We start from the raw sequence: 15,853 nt of genomic DNA on the forward strand, positions 1-15,853 counted from the left end.
TGCCCCTGCGGTGATTTGCGTTACCTTCGGGCCGTAATCAAGGGAGTGGCATTCGGTGCTCGGACGCATACTGGTAACGTTTGGCGGCCTTCTGGTGGTTGCGCTCTTTGCAGCGCTGCTTGCCCCCTTGTTTGTGGACTGGACCAATTTCCGCCGCGACTTCGAGGATCAGGCGAGCCAGTTGCTCGGCAAGAAGGTCGTGGTCAATGGTGAGGTTTCGGCACGGCTCCTACCGTTCCCATCCGTCACCATGGAGGATGTCACTGTCGGGACCGACGTGGACGGTACGCCGCTCGTCAGGATCGCCCGCTTCTCGCTGGATGCGGAACTTGCCCCCTTCCTGTCTGGCGAAGCGCGTATCTTCGACATGCGCATCGAGGAGCCCCAGGCACGCATCCGGCTTTTGCCCGACGGAACGCTTGACTGGTTGCGCGGCAGCAGACCCAGCATTCCGGCACGCACGGTCGTTCTGGAGAAGGTCTCCGTCACGGGCGGTCGTATCGAATTCATCGACGAGCAGTCCGGGCGCAATCGCGTGCTCGCCGAGCTCGACGCTGCTCTGTCTGCGCGCACGCTTGCGGGGCCATGGTCTGTCCAGGGCCGGGCCGTGCTCGACGGAGAAGCCGCGCAATTCGGCTTGACGACCTCGGAGTTCTCCGAGATTGCCCTCCCGCTTCGCCTGCGGATCGAACCTGAAAGGCGTCCCTTCGACCTGATGCTCGAAGGCGAACTGGCGCTGGAAGAGGGCAAGCCGCATTATGCCGGAAGCTTCTCGTCCACCTGGAAAGTCGCGACACCGGCGGAGGCGCTGGAGCCGGGGCAGACACCTCTGCCTGCACCTCGGATGCGCGGCGAGTTCAAGCTTGCCAATGACAGCATCACGGTTCCGAGCTACCGCCTTGAACTCGGCGATGCCGTTGACCCTTATGTGATCTCGGGCGAAGCCAAGCTCGACACCGGTGCCAATCCGGAGTTCCTGCTGACGGCTGAAGGCCAGCAGGTCGATGTCAACAGGCTGGCGGCCGATGGCAGCCGGGCAAAGACCTCGCGCAATGGCAGCGTGTCCGTCCAGCAGCGCCTGGCGCTCTTGCTCGCCAGCGCTGCAGAGATCCCGATCCCCAAGGTTCCGGGCCGTGCCACGCTGCGCCTGCCGGCGATTGTCGCGGGCGATACCGTGTTTCGCGACCTGCAGCTCGACGTGCGCCCCGCAGGCAATGGGTGGGCCGTAGATAGAGCTGTTGGCCTGTTGCCGGGACGCACTCAGGTCGAGGCGAGCGGCCGGCTGACGCTCGTCGACACGCCATCTTTCGAAGGCAATCTCCTGATCGCATCGACCCAGCCGTCAGGCCTCGCCACCTGGATTGCAGGACGGGTCGATCCGTCGATCCGAGGCCTTTCCTCGGCCGGATTTTCGGCCTCGGTCAATCTGACACCCGAACTGCAACGGTTCGAGAACCTGGAGCTTGCGATTGGCGACGATCCTCTAAAAGGACGGATCGAGCGGGAGTCGCCGATCGGTCAAGCGGCGAGCCTCTCCATCGATCTTGCCGGAGCCGGTCTCGATCTCGATGCGGCGCGCGCGATTGCCGCTCTGGTCGTCGGCGAGGATGCCGAACAGCGGCTGCTCGCCGAACGGGTCGCGACCCGTCTGAAGGTGGGTGCGCTGCGTGCCTTCGGTGTGACCGCCGAAGATGTCGAAGCGATTGCCACATACGAGGCGGGGCAGCTTTCGATCGAGAGGTTTAACCTCGGCAGCGTTGCAGGCAGCGCGATCCGGGTGACCGGGAGCCTGCGGGATACGCTGGCCACGCCAGCGGGGGAGGCGGAGATCGACTTCGTCTCTGAAGATCCAGGTCGGTTCCTTGCGCTCCTCGCGGAGCGCCTGCCGGCCAGCGCTCTCATCGACCGGTTGGCCCGGAGTGCGCAATGGTATCCGCAGGCCGACATCAAGGGCAAGCTGCAGGTGACGGACGCGGGTGCAGTGACGCTTGGTCTCACCGGTCGCGTCGACCAGACTGCCCTTGCTTTGACGGCCGAGGCCGACGCGATCTCCGCGTTTCTCGCGGGTGGCAAACGCAGCGTCGACATCCGGCTGGAGAACGAGGAGGCGCAGGTCCTTCTCGGACAGGTCGGTTTTGATCCCCTGCCATGGACAACCGGCGAAGGTGGCGTCTTGACCCTGACTGTGAACGCCGCAGGTGAAGGCAATGCCGATGCCGTCGTCACTTTTGTCGGGCCTGCAACGACGCTCGAGGCTACGGCGCAGCTGACGGCTTTAGACACGCCTGGCATGCTGGATGGCGGGTGGGATGTCTCGCTCGACAGCCAGGACATCGGCCCCTATCTGATGGCGCTGGGGCTTAACCTTCCCGATGCGGCAACCGGTCTTCCTGTGAAGGGGGAGACCCAATTGTCGCTGGCCGATGATCAGCTTGCGATCGAACGCATGACGGGGACGATCGGTGGACAAACGGTTGAGGCGCAGGGGCAGGTCAACCTGACAGGATCCGTCCCCTCGATTGCCGGCACCGTGAGCCTCGATGAACTCGATCTCGACTGGCTTGCGGCGACCATGATCGGCCCGCTGACGGATCCTGTTGATGGCGCCTTGTCGGAGGCGGCTCTCGGCGCCGCCAGCTTGCCCTTCGATCTCGATCTCGGCCTGACCGTCAAGCAATTCTGGCCCGGTGCGGCAGAGGCCATGACGGATGTGTCCGGAACGCTGCGCAACAACGCCGGCGAACTGAGCTTCGACGACATCGCCGGCGACTGGCTGGGCGGCAAGGCCAAGGGCCGGTTCTCGGTGGCCAACACCGACGGAAACGGCTTCCTGCAGGCTCGCCTCGATCTCGAGGGGGGCGACGTGCTGAGAACGGTCAATGCGCTACGCCTGGGACGCGGGATGACTGAGGCCGAAACGCCAGCCGGCCGCATGGATGTGACGCTGGTGGCAGAAGGCGCCGGCAAGACGCCGGCTGAGCTGATCGGTACGGCCAGGGGCTCTGGCGAGGCGCGGTTCAACAGCCTCACGTTCGACAGGCTGCATCTCGATATCATGCCGGCACTGATTGCCGAAGTCGATGCTTTGGGAACGGAGATCAGTGAAGACAAGGTTCGGGATATCACCGAGCGTCTGGTCGGGGATGGCAGAACGGAGCTGACAGGACTGGTGCTGCCCTTTGCCTTGTCGGACGGGACGCTGCGCATTCAAGCGGCGAGCCACCAGGCGGATGCGGCCAAGCTTGACGCTGCGCTGAGGCTCGATCTGCGAGCCGCCGTGCTCGATGGGGAAATCGGTGTGGCCTTGAACGCCGGAGAGGCGGCCATGGAGGGCGGAGAGCCGAATTTCCGGCTTCTCTTCCAGGGTGACGCGCTCTCGCCCAGCCAGTCACTTGACGTCACGGAACTCACCAACTTCGTCTCTTTGCGGGCCTTCGAGACCGAGCGGCGGAGGGTCGAGGCCCTGCAGGCGAGCGTTCTCGAAAAGCAGCGGCTGAGGCGGGAGGCAGCGCTTGCGCGGTCGCGTGCCGAAGAGCGGGCGCGGGCAGAGGCGGAACGCCTGCGGATGGAAGAGGAAGCGCGGCTCAAGGCGGAAGCGGACGCGGCAGCCGAGGCTGCGCAAGAGGCCGAAGCATTGGCTGCTCAACCTGAGGCGCCGGTGGCCACCCCGGTCGAGCCTCTGACGACGGATACGGTGCCCGTTGCGCCAGTTCTCCCGGTCGCACCGGAAGAGCGCGTGATACGGCAGCCCTTGCCGGACATGCGGTTCGAGGGGCTGCCGGGGGTCGACTGACCGGATTGGCTTAGAATTTCGCCTCTGTCGGTCTGTCCGAGACCTTGTCTTCCGTCGAGACGGCCGCCTGCTTGAGTTCGCGCAAGACGAACAGGCGAAGGGCAGAGGAAAGGTTCGAGGCGAGCGGGCGGCTTTCGTCGATTTCAGCAATCAGGGCTGCAAAGCTCAGGCCGCGTTTACTGGCGATGGTCTTCAACTCGTCGAGAAAGGCGTCTTCGACCGAAAAACTGGTGCGGTGTCCGTGGAGGGTGATCGAGCGCTTGCGGATCATGGCGGTCACCGTCTTGAATGTTCGAGGTCGGGCCGTGCCTATGCGCCCAGATGTCTTTTCGGATCAATCCTGCTCGGGCTTCTCGATCCGCCCATGTTCGTGCTGCCGGGCCGCCTTGTCGTTGCGTGCCTTCGTCAGCGATTTTTCCGCTTTTGTTCGGCCATGGCTTATACGGTTTTGTTCGGCCACGGTCTCCCGCTCGTCGCGGGCCTTCGCCTTGCGGAACTGACGGAGATTGACGATGTCGGCCATGGTCTGAACTCCACGGAAAAGGCCGGGCAGGGTTCCGGCCGTTCGTCACGTCACTGCTTCTTGCGGAAGGCGTCGAGCGAAACGACGGAGCCTTCCTTCTTTTCTTCTGTCTTTCCAGCTTCTGCCTCGTCCGTCTTGGCGACGGCCTCCAGCGGATAGGCGGTGATCTCTGCCTCGCCCTCTTCCTCGTCGGCCAGTGGCACGTCGAATTCGAGTTCGAAGTTCACGGAGGGATCGTAGAAGCCACGGATGGCGTTGAAGGGTACCACGAGCTTTTCCGGCGTGTCGGAGAAGGAGAGGCCGATCTCGAACAGGCTGTCGGTGACCTTCAGGTCCCAGAACTGGTGCTGGACGACGATCGTCATCTGCTCGGCATATTTCGCCTTGAGATGCTGGGAGATCCGTACGCCCGGGGCGCCGGTCAGGAAGGTGATGAAGAAGTGATGGTCACCCGGCAGGCGCCCCGTCGCGGCAACCTCGGCCAAGACCTTGCGGATGACGCCACGGAGTGCGTCCTGGGCCAGAATGTCGTAGCGAATATGGTCGTGCCCCATCAGATCCCTGCTTTCGTTATCATGCCGATTTTCAGCGGCTTATGCCACGACGCGGCGGCGCGGAAAAGCCCCGGCGCGTGAAACTGGTTCGCGCAATGTACATCAAATCTCTTCCTGCTGGTAGCAGCGAAATCCGAAGCAAAGTCATGCAGGAGGCTGGGGGAAAAGACTGAGGGTCTATTGGGACTAGGAGGTAGGTGAAGGCTTCTGTTGCCAGGTGCCTTCGGACCCCGCCTTAAGGGGCTAACCCTAAGGACTTAGAGCGGGTTTCCCGCACCGCCATTAGGCAGCGAGAGCGTAACCCTTAGCGTTGTTGTCGTTTGCAACTACACTTGTGACCCGATAACGGCGGTATCATGCCGAGCAAAAGTTCGATCTTTACGCCCTTGTCGATCCTATTTCGCCCCCATCAAAAGCCGGTCTGAAAAGGTATCAGATCCGACCGGTTTTTGGTGGAGGCGCCGGGTACCGCCCCCGGGTCCAATAGGTTTATTACACCGACCGTTTATTGCCATAGCCGGAGCAAGCCCCGGCAAAGCTGATATAGGTGTTTCCGATCCCGATGAAAAGAGGCGAACCAACCGGATCGCGGATTATGCCGCGCGGACGGGGGAAAACCCATCAAGCCGATTGGTTCGCGGGCCGGCCGGCGATAAGATAACGCCGACAACGACTCGATGAATGGACCCATGCACCAGTATCATGACCTTCTGCGCCACGTTCTGGAGACCGGCAGCGATCGCGGTGATCGCACGGGCACCGGCACCCGCTCCGTGTTCGGTTACCAGATGCGCTTCGATCTGGCGGAAGGTTTTCCGGTCATCACGACGAAGCGCCTGCACCTGAAGTCGATCATTCACGAGCTGCTCTGGTTCCTGAAGGGCGATACGAATATCGGCTACCTCAAGGAAAACGGCGTCAGCATCTGGGACGAATGGGCCGACGAGAATGGTGACCTCGGTCCTGTCTACGGTGCACAGTGGCGCTCCTGGCCGGATTATGACGGCGGGCATATCGACCAGATGGCGAAGCTCGTCGAGAGCATCAAGACAAACCCGAACTCACGCCGCCACATCGTCACGGCCTGGAACCCGGCGCTGGTCGACGAGATGGCATTGCCGCCGTGTCACTGCCTCTTCCAGTTCTACGTGGCCGATGGCCGCCTTTCCTGCCAGCTCTACCAGCGCTCGGCCGACATCTTCCTCGGTGTGCCCTTCAATATCGCGTCTTACGCCCTGCTGACGCTGATGATTGCGCAGGTGACCGGTCTGGAGCCGGGTGATTTCGTTCATACGCTGGGCGATGCCCATCTCTACGCCAATCATTTCGATCAGGCGAAGCTTCAGTTGACGCGCACGCCGAAGGCGCTGCCGGTCATGAAGCTCAATCCGGACGTCAAGGACCTCTTTTCCTTCGCGTATGACGACTTCACCCTGATCGGCTATGAGGCCGATGCAAGCATCAAGGCGCCGATTGCCGTTTGACGGTGCGGCGGAGCAGGTCCTGCATGGCTGACATCAAGACCGTCATCATCGTTGCCGTGTCACAGAACGGCATCATCGGCCGCGACGGCGACATGCCGTGGAAGCTTTCGACCGACCTGAAGCGCTTCAAGGCGCTCAGCATGGGCAAGCCGCTGGTGATGGGGCGCAAGACCTTCGAATCGGTCGGATCGAAACCCCTGCCGGGGCGGCCGCATATCATCGTCAGCCGCAGTCAGGCCTTCGACATGCCCGGCGTTGAGACCGTGACGAGCCTCGAAGAAGCGCTCGAACGGGGCAAGGCAATTGCGGCCGAGCTCAGTGTGGACGAGGTGTGCGTCGTGGGTGGTGGCGAGATTTACCGCCAAGCACTGGCGTTTGCCGATCTCCTGCATGTGACCCATGTCGAGACGGTCGTCGACGGAGATACTTCGTTCCCGGAGATCGATCCTACGACGTTCGAGTGTGTCGAGGAAATCGACGTTCCGGCCGGCGAGAAGGACAATTACCCCACGCGCTACGCGATATACCGTCGCAGGGGCGCCTGATAACGCAAAATTTGCCCTTTCCGAAGAAGAAGTTGGCCCCCTCGCGTTGAAAGCGGGGGCTTCGATACCTATAACCCTCTGGAACCTCATGCATGTCGGTCGATCGATCAGCGGGCGGGGGACTTGGGAGCTTTTACAGCAAAGAGGTATTGATGCCCTGGAGCAATCAAAACGGCGGCGGCGGCGGTCCTTGGGGCGGCGGCGGCGGTGGCGGCGGTAACAATCAGGGCCCCTGGGGGCAGGGGCCAAACCGGCCACGTGGAAACGGCGGCGGCGGTGGTGGAAACCAGCCCCCGGATCTGGAGGATCTGATCCGCAGAGGTCAGGATCGACTGAAAAACATCGTGCCCGGCGGGTTCAACGGCGGTGCCTTTGTGATCGTCGGTATCGTGCTGGTCGCCTTCTGGGCGATGCAGGCCGTCTACACGGTTCAGCCGGACGAACGCGGCGTTGAGTTGCGCTTCGGCAAACCAAAAGAAGAAGTCGCGATGCCGGGCCTGCATTTCCATCTCTGGCCGATCGAAGCGGTCGAGATAGTCAAGGTCACCGAACAGCAGCAGAACGTCGGCAGCCGTCCGACGTCGAACAATCCCGGCGCGGGCCTGATGCTCAGCGGCGATCAGAACATCGTCAGCGTCCAGTTCTCGGTGCTCTACACCGTGTCGGATCCGCAGTCCTATCTATTCAACCTCGAAGATCCGACGCAGACCCTGCAGCAGGTTTCCGAAAGCGCCATGCGTGAAGTGGTCGGTCGTCGTCCTGCCCAGGACGTCTTCCGCGACAACCGCGAAGAGATCTCGACCCAGGTTCGCGACATCATCCAGGGCACCATGGATACCTATGGTGCCGGTATCGCGATCAACGCGGTTCCCATCGAGGACGCTGCTCCGCCGCGTGAAGTGGCCGAGGCCTTCGAAGAAGTGCAGCGCGCCCAGCAGGATGAAGATCGTTTCGTCGAAGAAGCCAACCAGTACGCCAACCAGCGTCTTGGTCAGGCCCGAGGTCAGGCAGCCCAGATCCGCGAAGAGGCAGCTGCCTACAAGGATCAGGTCGTCAAGGAAGCCGAAGGTGAGGCGCAGCGCTTCATCTCGATCTACGACGAATACGTAAAGGCGCCGGACGTGACCCGTCAGCGCATCTATCTGGAGACTATGGAGAACGTCCTGCGCAACTCGAACAAGGTGATCATGGGCGATCAGCAGGGCGTCGTACCTTACCTGCCGCTCAACGAACTCATGCGCCAGCCGGGTAACCAGGGCACAGGCCAGCCGACGACGGGAGGGAACTGACATGCAGAACCGTCTTCCCTATTTCCTCGTCGCCCTCGGCGTCGCACTGTTCTTCGTCTACTCGTCGATCTTCGTGGTCAACGAGCGCGAACAGGCAATCGTCCTGCGCTTCGGTCAGATCCAGGACGTGAAGAACGAGCCGGGCATCTATTTCAAGCTGCCCTTCGCCTTCATTGATGCTGATCGTGTCCAGTATGTCGAGGACCGTGCGCTTCGCTTCGATCTGCCGAACATCCGTGTTCAGGTCCGTGGTGGTGCATTCTATGAAGTCGATGCATTCGCGGTCTATCGCATCACCGATCCTCGCCGTTTCCGTGAAACGGTCTCGGCGGACCGGGAAGCTGCAGAATCACGTCTTCGCACCCGTCTCGATGCAGCGCTCCGCCGTGTTTACGGTCTGCGCAACTTCGATGCGGCGCTGTCCGAAGAGCGTGGCTCGATGATGTCCGACGTTCGCAACGATCTCCAGGCCGCGGCGGAAAGCCTTGGTTTGCAGGTCACCGACGTCCGCATTCGTCGTACCGACCTGACGCAGGAGGTCTCTCAGCAGACCTTCGAGCGCATGAAGGCCGAACGTTTGGCCGAAGCGGAACTCATCCGTGCACGAGGTAACGAAGAAAGCCAGCGTCGCCGGGCGATCGCTGACCGTCAGGTCGTCGAACTCCAGGCCGAAGCGCAGCGCGATTCGGAAATCCTGCGCGGTGAGGGCGATGCCGAGCGAAACAACATCTTCGCCGACGCGTTCCAGCGCGATCCGAGCTTCTTTGAGTTCTATCGCTCGATGCGCGCCTATGTTGCCTCTATGAGCAATCAGGGCACGACGATGGTGCTGTCGCCCGACAGCGACTTCTTCCGCTTCTTCAACAGCGGCGCGGGCACGGGCAACTCGGCGACGCCAGCAGCACCTCAACCTGCACCTGCTGCCGCTCAGCAACCGGCTACGCCGCCGGCGCCTGCCGGCAACTGACACCGTGGACGACCTGCTCGCAGGGATCGCCATATTCATGATCATCGAGGGGCTGGCCTATGCGCTGGCCCCTCGTTTTCTTGTGCGCATGGCCCGGCTCCTGCCGCAGATCCCGGAGGATCAACTGCGTCTCTTCGGTCTCACCGCGATCACCACGGGTGTGGCAATCGTATGTTGGGTGCGCGGCTGACAAGATGTGGTCGCAAGTCGAGGTTAGATCTCTTCCGGCAATTGTGATTTTCCCTCAGCCCATTCCGCCTTATGTTCTCTAATACCCCAGACAAGCCAGTGAGGAAGCCGATGATGAAACCTGCCCGCGCGTCGCGAATGATTCTATCGGCGCTTCTCACGGGGACGGCGGTGGTCGTCGGTGCCGTGGCTGCGCCCAATCCGGTGATCGCCCAGCAAGGGCCTGAATCCGTTGCCGATCTTGCAAGCGGCCTGCTCGGCGCCGTGGTCAATATCTCGACGTCGCAAAGCGTCGCCGACGAGGGCGATGGTCCGCTTCCGCAGGTTCCGGAGGGCTCGCCCTTTCAGGAACTGTTCGAGGATTTCTATCGGAATCGCGAAGGCGGCGGGACCAACAACAAGGTGAATTCGCTGGGGTCCGGCTTTGTGATCGACCCGACGGGCTTTCTCGTCACCAACAATCACGTGATCGAAAACGCCGATGACATCGAGGTCATTTTCTCCGACGGTTCGAAGCTCAAGGCGACGCTGGTCGGCACCGACACGAAGACCGACCTTTCCGTTCTCAAGGTCGAGCCGCCGCAGCCGCTGACATCGGTGAAGTTCGGTGATTCGACGAAAATGCGAATCGGCGACTGGGTCATGGCGATCGGCAATCCGTTCGGTCTCGGGGGCTCCGTCACCGTCGGCATCATTTCGGCGAGTGGCCGCAACATCAATGCCGGCCCCTACGACAACTTCATCCAGACGGATGCGGCGATCAACAAGGGCAATTCCGGCGGGCCGCTGTTCAATATGAGCGGCGAGGTCATCGGCATCAACACAGCAATCATATCGCCAAGCGGCGGATCGATCGGCATTGGCTTTGCCGTGCCGACGGAACTTGCGGAAAACATTGTCAATCAATTGATCGAGTTCGGCGAAACGCGTCGTGGCTGGCTTGGGGTTCGCATCCAGCCGGTTTCCGACGAGGTGGCGCAGAGCCTGAACCTCGACCGTGCCCGCGGCGCCCTGATCAGCGGCATCGTCGAGGGTGGCCCTGTCGCCAACGGGCCGATCCAGGTTGGTGACATCATCACCACCTTCAATGGACGGGCCATCTCCGAAACGCGGGACCTGACCCGGATCGTCGCCGAAAGTCCGATCGGTGAAGCGCTCGACGTCGTTATCCTGCGCGACGGGCAGGAGCAGTCGGTGAAGGTGACCCTTGGGCGTCTTGATGATGACGAGGTCGCGAGCAATGAGACAGATCCGGACACCACTGTTGAGCCCAACGAGGAGGGCACGGCGCCAGACGGCGATCAATCGGCCCCTGCGGAGCCGCCGGCCGGCGAAGAGGCCCCTGATGGCGACGAGCAGGGCGAGGCTCCCGCTGCGCCCGACCAGGCCGAGCAGAGCGCGCCTGTGACGGAAGGCTTGATCGGTGTGGAGTTGACAGCGCTTACCGATGCGAACCGTCTGAGCTTCTCGATTGCCGAAGGCGTCGAAGGCGTTCTCATCACCCGCGTGCTTCCGGGCTCCAAGGCCGAAGGCAAGGGGCTGAAGGTCGGCGAGGTGATCGTGGAGGTCGCTCAGGAATTCATGAAGACACCGCAGCAGGTTGCGGAAAAGCTCACCAACATCAAAGGCGAGGGACGCCGCAGCGGCTACCTGATGATTGCTGACAAGGATGGCAATCTCCGTCTCGTGGCGGTCCCGCTGGAATAGGTCAGGCGTAGATCCGCTCAACCGAGATGCTGTTCTGCTTCAGATATTCCTCGAACTGGTCGACCGGCATCGGTCGACCGACGAGGAAGCCCTGGATCTCGCCGCAGCCCATTTGTCGAAGCAGGTCGAACTGACCCTTGGTTTCGACGCCTTCTGCGGCAACGCACATGCGCAGGTCGCGCGCTAGATTAATGACGGCGTCGACAATGGCGCGGCTGTCGGCATTGGTCTCGAGGTCGGAGATGAAGGACTGGTCGATTTTCAGTTTGTCGAAGCGATACTGGCGCAGGTAGCTCAGGGATGAGAAGCCCGTGCCGAAGTCATCGAGTGCGATGCGAAGCCCGAGGCGCGCAAGCGAAGCAAGGGTCTGTTCGACCCCGATCGTGGTTTCCATCAGCAGACTTTCCGTCACTTCCAGTTCGAGACGGTGAGCGGGCAGGCCGTTCTGCTTCAGCGCGCTTTCAACGAGCGGCAAGAGGCCTGGGCTCAGAAACTGGCGTGAGGACAGATTAACGGCAACGCGGATGTGGTCCGGCCAGTTGACCGCATGCTTGCAGGCCTGACGCAGTACCCAACTGCCGATGGCGCCGATCTGGCCGGTTTCCTCGGCGATCGGAATGAACTCGCCGGGGCTGATTGCGCCGAGGGTGGGGTGGTTCCAGCGCAACAGCGCCTCGGCACAGACCACCTGACGGCTCTGGGCGTCGACGAGCGGCTGGAAGTTGACGGTCAGGCTCTCCTGGGTCACCGCAAGCGCCAGTTCCTGTTCGATCAGATTGCGGCGTCGCGCTGCGGCATCCAGCGAACTGTCGAAGAAACGGTAACGGTTGCGTCCGTCTGTCTTGGCCCGATAGAGGGCAAGATCGGCATTGCGCATTAACTGGTCCGGATCGGTGCCATCGATCGGGGCGCAGGCGATGCCGATGCTGACGCCGACATGGGCTGTGCCGCAGCCAAGACTGATCGGTTTGTCAAGCTTTTCGATGATGCGGGAGGCGAGGCCCGCAGCGCTTTGCGGATCGTCGCCCGTCATATGGAGGATCGCAAATTCGTCGCCGCCGATGCGCGCCAGCGTGTCGGCCTCACCGCGGATCTGGCTCAGAATACTGGCAATGGCGCGTAGCAGTTCGTCGCCGCCGGCATGGCCGAGATTGTCGTTGATGTGCTTGAACCGATCAAGGTCCAGCATCAAGACCGAGAAAGGGTCGCCGAAGCGCTGATATCGCGATACCGCACGTTCGAAATCTTCGGAAAGGAGAACCCGGTTGCCGACCTCCGTCAACGGATCATGGCGGGCCATGTGTTCGATGCGCAGACGGCTTTCACGGCTTGCCGTGACATCGCGACCTACTCCGCGATAGCCGCAGAACTGCCCTTCCTCGTCCTGTATTGCCTTTGCCGTCAAGGACCAGATCGCCAGTTCCCCTCCCAGTTCGACACAGATATCCTGATCACGGAAGGACTGTCTCGTCTGCAGACATGTGATGAAGTTCTCCCTGCAGTCCATGCCCTCGATCCCGACGGCAGCGAAGGGCATGATCGCGGCGAGCGGCTTGCCGATCACCATGGCTTCTGGCACCTGCATCTGATCATAGAAGCGGGTGGATGCACGAACCAGGTTGAGGTTCTCGTCTGTGCCCCATAACCAGTCCGCCGCATTCTCTTCGAAGTCGTTCAGCAGGAGATTGATGACGTCTCGCTGTTCGTATGCCGCAAGTTTGGCTCGGACGCGTTCCGTAAGGCTTCGGCAAACAGCGAGTGACGAGTGGATGATGATCGCCGCGAAGATCAGATAGAGAGCGAATAGATAGGCGCCGACAATGGTCGGATCGCGGGAGAGGGCGATTGCGGCCCCGACGGCAACGGTGCCGCAAAACACGATCGATGCCGGCGGTATGGTCGCCAGGGCGAAGCCGCCGCCGCCCGCCATGCCGACGGTAAGCGCGATCAGCACCATGCGCTGTGTTTCGTCAGCCGTGTGGTAGGCGGCCACATCGAGGGCTGCCCAGAGGCCGCTCAGGATCGCGGCGTAAATGATCGCGCGAACTGTCCCGCGCAGGCTTGCCCGCTCGCGCATGCCGCGTTTGCGATTGCGCCACCAGGAAAGGCTCGTAAATGCCACTACAGCCAGGATCAGGCCGCAGATCACATAGACTTCGGTCGCGGATGGGCTGCCGTAAAAGGCAAAGACCGTCAGGACCGCGTTGCAGAGGTTGGCCGCCATCATCCATGGCGTGCTGGTACCGACGACCGACAGTCGGACTGCGCGGATACGCTCTGCCTCTTCCGCCGTCTGGTCACCTTCACCAAGGCGCAGGAAGCGGTCGTACAGGTTCGCAATCGGTGCCGCGACATGCGCGGTGAACATCTTCTGCATACGCAAGTTCGTAGCAGATACATTTTAAGTCTCAGTAAATTAGGAATATCACCTTGTTCGGATCTCGATGGAATCGAACTGTGTTCTAAACAATACATGCCGCTTCAGGTGCGAATGCGTTTCCGGGACCCTGGGATGATCGAAATCCTGGTCGACCAGACGCTGCATGCCGATCCTTTGCATGACAGCGATTGATCGGTGGTTGCCGTCGACTGCAAAGGCATGGACATCCGGCAATAGGAGGTGAATGCGCGCATGTTCGATCAGTCGTGATGCGGCTTCGGTAACGTAGCCTCGGCCCCAGAAGCGGGTGGCCAAACGCCAGCCGATTTCGACCGATCCCTCCGGCAGGATACCGGGTAAGTCCACCGGTGAGAGGCCGCAAAAGCCCATCGCTTCGTTCGTTACACGATCGGTCAGCGCGTAGAAGCCAAGACCCGTTTCTCTGATCATGTCCCGGTTCCGGTCGAACAGGATATCGCATTCCGCATGGCTGCGGCGGAGCGGGAAAAACTCCATGACTTTTTCGTCGCGGTTGATCTCGTAGAAGAGGTTGCGATCTTCGTCCTGCCAGTTGCGCAGGATCAGCCTCTCCGTCTCGACGATCCGCATGATCAACCCTTATTCGGTCACGAAGTCCGACTTGCGGTAGCCCTGTAGATAGAGAAGGGCAGTGAGGTCGCCGTGGTCGATGCGGATCTTGGCCTCGGCCGCCACGGCCGGCTTGGCATGCAGGGCGACGCCGGAGCCGGCGATGCCGAGCATGCCCAGATCGTTGGCGCCGTCGCCGACGGCAATCGTCTCGTTCGGGCTGATGCCGAGGCGGCCTGCGATGTCGATCAAGGAATCCACCTTGGCCTGCTTGCCGAGGATCGGTTCGGCGACCTCGCCGGTCAGGACGCCGTCCTGCTCGATCAAGATATTGGCGCGGTTCTCATCGAAACCGAGCATGGCGGCGATCGGGCCGGTGAAGACGGTGAAGCCACCGGAGACGAGTGCGGTGTAGCCGCCTCTTGCCTTCATGGTCGCTATCAGTTCCTTGCCGCCCGGCGTCAGCGTAATGCGCTTTTCAATGACCTCGCCGACGACCGAGATCGGCAAGCCCTTCAACAGCGCCACACGTTCGCGCAGGGCTGGCTCGAAGGCGATCTCGCCGTTCATGGCGCGGGCCGTGATCTGGGAGACCTTGTCCTTTAGGCCGACTTCGGCTGCCAGTTCGTCGATGCATTCCTGGCCGATCATCGTCGAATCCATGTCGGCGATCAGGAAGGACTTGCGACGTGTATCGGCATCCTGGACCGCGACATCGACGGGCGTGCCCGCCAGAGCCTCGCGCAGTGACCGTTCGGCCTCGATCGGATCAGTGCCATCGGGAAGGGGTATGTCGCAGGCGATACCGTCGGCCAGCCAATAGAGGCGCGAGGACGCGACGGCCTCGGTGGCCTTCTCGGCGAGGGCTCGGCTCAGAACAGGGTTTGACGGATTGGCGACAAGCGTGGCAACCAAGGCCATGATGGAAGATCCTGACAAGAACAATGACGCGATCCTGATAACCGGGCCGACCGCCAGCGGCAAGTCTGCGCTCGCGCTTCAATTCGCCCGCCGCCATGATGGCGTCGTTATCAATGCCGACAGCATGCAGGTCTATAACACGCTGCGCGTCGTCACCGCCCGCCCAAGCGAGGCCGAGATGGGCGGTGTGCGCCATGAACTGTACGGCCATGTCCCGGCGGGCCAGACCTATTCTACCGGTGACTGGTTGCGCGAAGCGCGGGTGCTGCTTGAGCGACTGAAGCACGAGAACCGTCTGCCTGTCTTCGTCGGTGGTACCGGGCTTTACTTCAAGGCGCTGACAGGCGGGCTTTCAGAGATGCCCGCGATCCCGGCTGGTCTGCGGTCGGAGATCCGCGACCGGCTGGAAATCGATGGGACAGAAGCGCTGCACAGGAAATTGGCGGAGGTGGATCCGGCGATGGCGCAGCGCCTCAGTCCGGGTGATGGTCAAAGGATCGTGCGGGCGCTCGAGGTTTTCCGGGCGACAGGACGGTCGATCGCCGAGTTTCAAAAGCAGTCCGGACCCATGCTGGTCGATCCGGATCGCACCCTCAAGCTTGTGGTCTTGCCGGATCGTGCGGTGCTTCACGACCGGATCAACCGGCGCTTCGAGCAGATGATGGATCAGGGGGCAGTCGAGGAGGTCGAAGCGCTCCTGTCGCTTGGTCTCAGGCCGGAGATGCCTGCCATGAAGGCGATCGGCGTGGCGCAAATCGCCGACATGCTTGCCGGCCGGATCACCCGACACGAGGCGGTCGAGCGCGCGTCTGCGGCGACGCGTCAATATGCCAAGCGCCAGATGACCTGGTTTCGCAACCAGATGGATGAAAGCTGGGAGCGGGTCGATCCGGCTGTCTTCCGGATCGACTGA

Annotated in this window: 14 protein-coding genes and 1 other RNA gene; 8 read left to right on the top strand and 7 right to left on the bottom strand. The window is 61.8% G+C overall.

From position 1 onward, the window contains the following. Positions 1-55 precede the first annotated feature (55 nt). Positions 56-3,793 carry an AsmA family protein gene (locus BW978_RS21755; RefSeq protein ID WP_076398024.1) on the top strand — a complete coding sequence of 1,246 codons (3,738 nt, stop codon included), beginning with the start codon at positions 56-58 and terminating at the stop codon, positions 3,791-3,793. Between the two features lie 10 nt (positions 3,794-3,803). Here BW978_RS21755 and BW978_RS21760 read toward each other — a convergent pair whose 3' ends face one another. From BW978_RS21760 to ssrA, 4 genes are all read right to left on the bottom strand, one after another. Then, positions 3,804-4,064, bottom strand: coding sequence for a ribbon-helix-helix domain-containing protein (locus BW978_RS21760; RefSeq protein WP_076398026.1), 261 nt, complete (start codon positions 4,062-4,064; stop codon positions 3,804-3,806). A gap of 63 nt (positions 4,065-4,127) precedes the next feature. After that, entirely contained in the window at positions 4,128-4,316 is a 189-nt protein-coding gene (locus BW978_RS21765; protein ID WP_076398029.1) for a DUF4169 family protein, read from the bottom strand. 50 nt (positions 4,317-4,366) lie between these two features. After that, complete coding sequence (locus BW978_RS21770) at positions 4,367-4,870, bottom strand: SspB family protein (protein ID WP_076398032.1); 504 nt, start codon at positions 4,868-4,870, stop codon at positions 4,367-4,369. Positions 4,871-5,066: 196 nt separating this feature from the next. Continuing rightward, positions 5,067-5,443, bottom strand: a transfer-messenger RNA (tmRNA) gene (gene ssrA / locus BW978_RS21775). Between the two features lie 116 nt (positions 5,444-5,559). Between ssrA and BW978_RS21780 the strand changes: the two genes are divergently transcribed. The 6 genes from BW978_RS21780 (at position 5,560) to BW978_RS21805 (ending at position 11,051) form a co-directional block, all read left to right on the top strand. Beyond that, on the top strand, positions 5,560-6,354 hold the full coding sequence (locus BW978_RS21780) for a thymidylate synthase (protein ID WP_076398035.1): 795 nt from the start codon (positions 5,560-5,562) through the stop codon (positions 6,352-6,354). Positions 6,355-6,377: 23 nt separating this feature from the next. Then, entirely contained in the window at positions 6,378-6,899 is a 522-nt protein-coding gene (locus tag BW978_RS21785) for a dihydrofolate reductase (RefSeq protein WP_076398038.1), read from the top strand. A gap of 152 nt (positions 6,900-7,051) precedes the next feature. Continuing rightward, positions 7,052-8,188, top strand: a complete 1,137-nt coding sequence (gene hflK, locus BW978_RS21790) for an FtsH protease activity modulator HflK (RefSeq protein WP_076398041.1) — start codon at positions 7,052-7,054, stop codon at positions 8,186-8,188. Position 8,189: 1 nt separating this feature from the next. Next, complete coding sequence (locus BW978_RS21795) at positions 8,190-9,155, top strand: protease modulator HflC (RefSeq protein ID WP_076398044.1); 966 nt, start codon at positions 8,190-8,192, stop codon at positions 9,153-9,155. Between the two features lie 4 nt (positions 9,156-9,159). Continuing rightward, positions 9,160-9,345: a DUF2065 domain-containing protein gene (locus BW978_RS21800; RefSeq protein WP_076398047.1), complete on the top strand. Its 186-nt coding sequence runs from the start codon at positions 9,160-9,162 to the stop codon at positions 9,343-9,345. A gap of 110 nt (positions 9,346-9,455) precedes the next feature. Continuing rightward, complete coding sequence (locus BW978_RS21805) at positions 9,456-11,051, top strand: Do family serine endopeptidase (protein ID WP_076398050.1); 1,596 nt, start codon at positions 9,456-9,458, stop codon at positions 11,049-11,051. Between the two features lies 1 nt (position 11,052). Here BW978_RS21805 and BW978_RS21810 read toward each other — a convergent pair whose 3' ends face one another. Genes BW978_RS21810 through serB form a run of 3 tightly spaced genes read right to left on the bottom strand, consistent with a single transcriptional unit; the run spans position 11,053 to position 14,940 of the window. Further along, positions 11,053-13,428 carry a putative bifunctional diguanylate cyclase/phosphodiesterase gene (locus BW978_RS21810; protein WP_076398053.1) on the bottom strand — a complete coding sequence of 792 codons (2,376 nt, stop codon included), beginning with the start codon at positions 13,426-13,428 and terminating at the stop codon, positions 11,053-11,055. A gap of 48 nt (positions 13,429-13,476) precedes the next feature. After that, positions 13,477-14,040: a GNAT family N-acetyltransferase gene (locus BW978_RS21815; RefSeq protein ID WP_076398113.1), complete on the bottom strand. Its 564-nt coding sequence runs from the start codon at positions 14,038-14,040 to the stop codon at positions 13,477-13,479. Between the two features lie 9 nt (positions 14,041-14,049). Further along, the gene (serB, locus tag BW978_RS21820; protein WP_076398056.1) at positions 14,050-14,940 is read right to left on the bottom strand and encodes a phosphoserine phosphatase SerB; all 891 of its coding nucleotides are present in this window, start codon (positions 14,938-14,940) and stop codon (positions 14,050-14,052) included. Here serB and miaA point away from each other — a divergent pair. Beyond that, positions 14,939-15,853 (top strand): tRNA (adenosine(37)-N6)-dimethylallyltransferase MiaA, encoded by a 915-nt coding sequence (gene miaA, locus BW978_RS21825; protein WP_076398059.1) that lies wholly within the window; start codon positions 14,939-14,941, stop codon positions 15,851-15,853. The two genes, serB and miaA, sit on opposite strands and share 2 nt — an antisense overlap.

The organism is Rhizobium sp. RU33A (assembly GCF_900156055.1).
In the GTDB taxonomy this organism is placed as follows: Bacteria; Pseudomonadota; Alphaproteobacteria; order Rhizobiales; family Rhizobiaceae; genus Allorhizobium.

What these genes read in the sequence shown, in the direction of transcription:
- BW978_RS21770 (WP_076398032.1), bottom strand. Translation starts at nt 4,870, where the DNA reads ATGGGGCACGACCATATTCGCTACGACATTCTGGCCCAGGACGCACTC.
- BW978_RS21805 (WP_076398050.1), top strand. Translation starts at nt 9,456, where the DNA reads ATGATGAAACCTGCCCGCGCGTCGCGAATGATTCTATCGGCGCTTCTC.
- BW978_RS21795 (WP_076398044.1), top strand. Translation starts at nt 8,190, where the DNA reads ATGCAGAACCGTCTTCCCTATTTCCTCGTCGCCCTCGGCGTCGCACTG.
- BW978_RS21765 (WP_076398029.1), bottom strand. Translation starts at nt 4,316, where the DNA reads ATGGCCGACATCGTCAATCTCCGTCAGTTCCGCAAGGCGAAGGCCCGC.
- hflK (WP_076398041.1), top strand. Translation starts at nt 7,052, where the DNA reads ATGCCCTGGAGCAATCAAAACGGCGGCGGCGGCGGTCCTTGGGGCGGC.
- BW978_RS21760 (WP_076398026.1), bottom strand. Translation starts at nt 4,064, where the DNA reads ATGATCCGCAAGCGCTCGATCACCCTCCACGGACACCGCACCAGTTTT.
- BW978_RS21780 (WP_076398035.1), top strand. Translation starts at nt 5,560, where the DNA reads ATGCACCAGTATCATGACCTTCTGCGCCACGTTCTGGAGACCGGCAGC.
- BW978_RS21815 (WP_076398113.1), bottom strand. Translation starts at nt 14,040, where the DNA reads ATGCGGATCGTCGAGACGGAGAGGCTGATCCTGCGCAACTGGCAGGAC.
- serB (WP_076398056.1), bottom strand. Translation starts at nt 14,940, where the DNA reads ATGGCCTTGGTTGCCACGCTTGTCGCCAATCCGTCAAACCCTGTTCTG.
- miaA (WP_076398059.1), top strand. Translation starts at nt 14,939, where the DNA reads ATGATGGAAGATCCTGACAAGAACAATGACGCGATCCTGATAACCGGG.
- BW978_RS21785 (WP_076398038.1), top strand. Translation starts at nt 6,378, where the DNA reads ATGGCTGACATCAAGACCGTCATCATCGTTGCCGTGTCACAGAACGGC.
- BW978_RS21810 (WP_076398053.1), bottom strand. Translation starts at nt 13,428, where the DNA reads ATGCAGAAGATGTTCACCGCGCATGTCGCGGCACCGATTGCGAACCTG.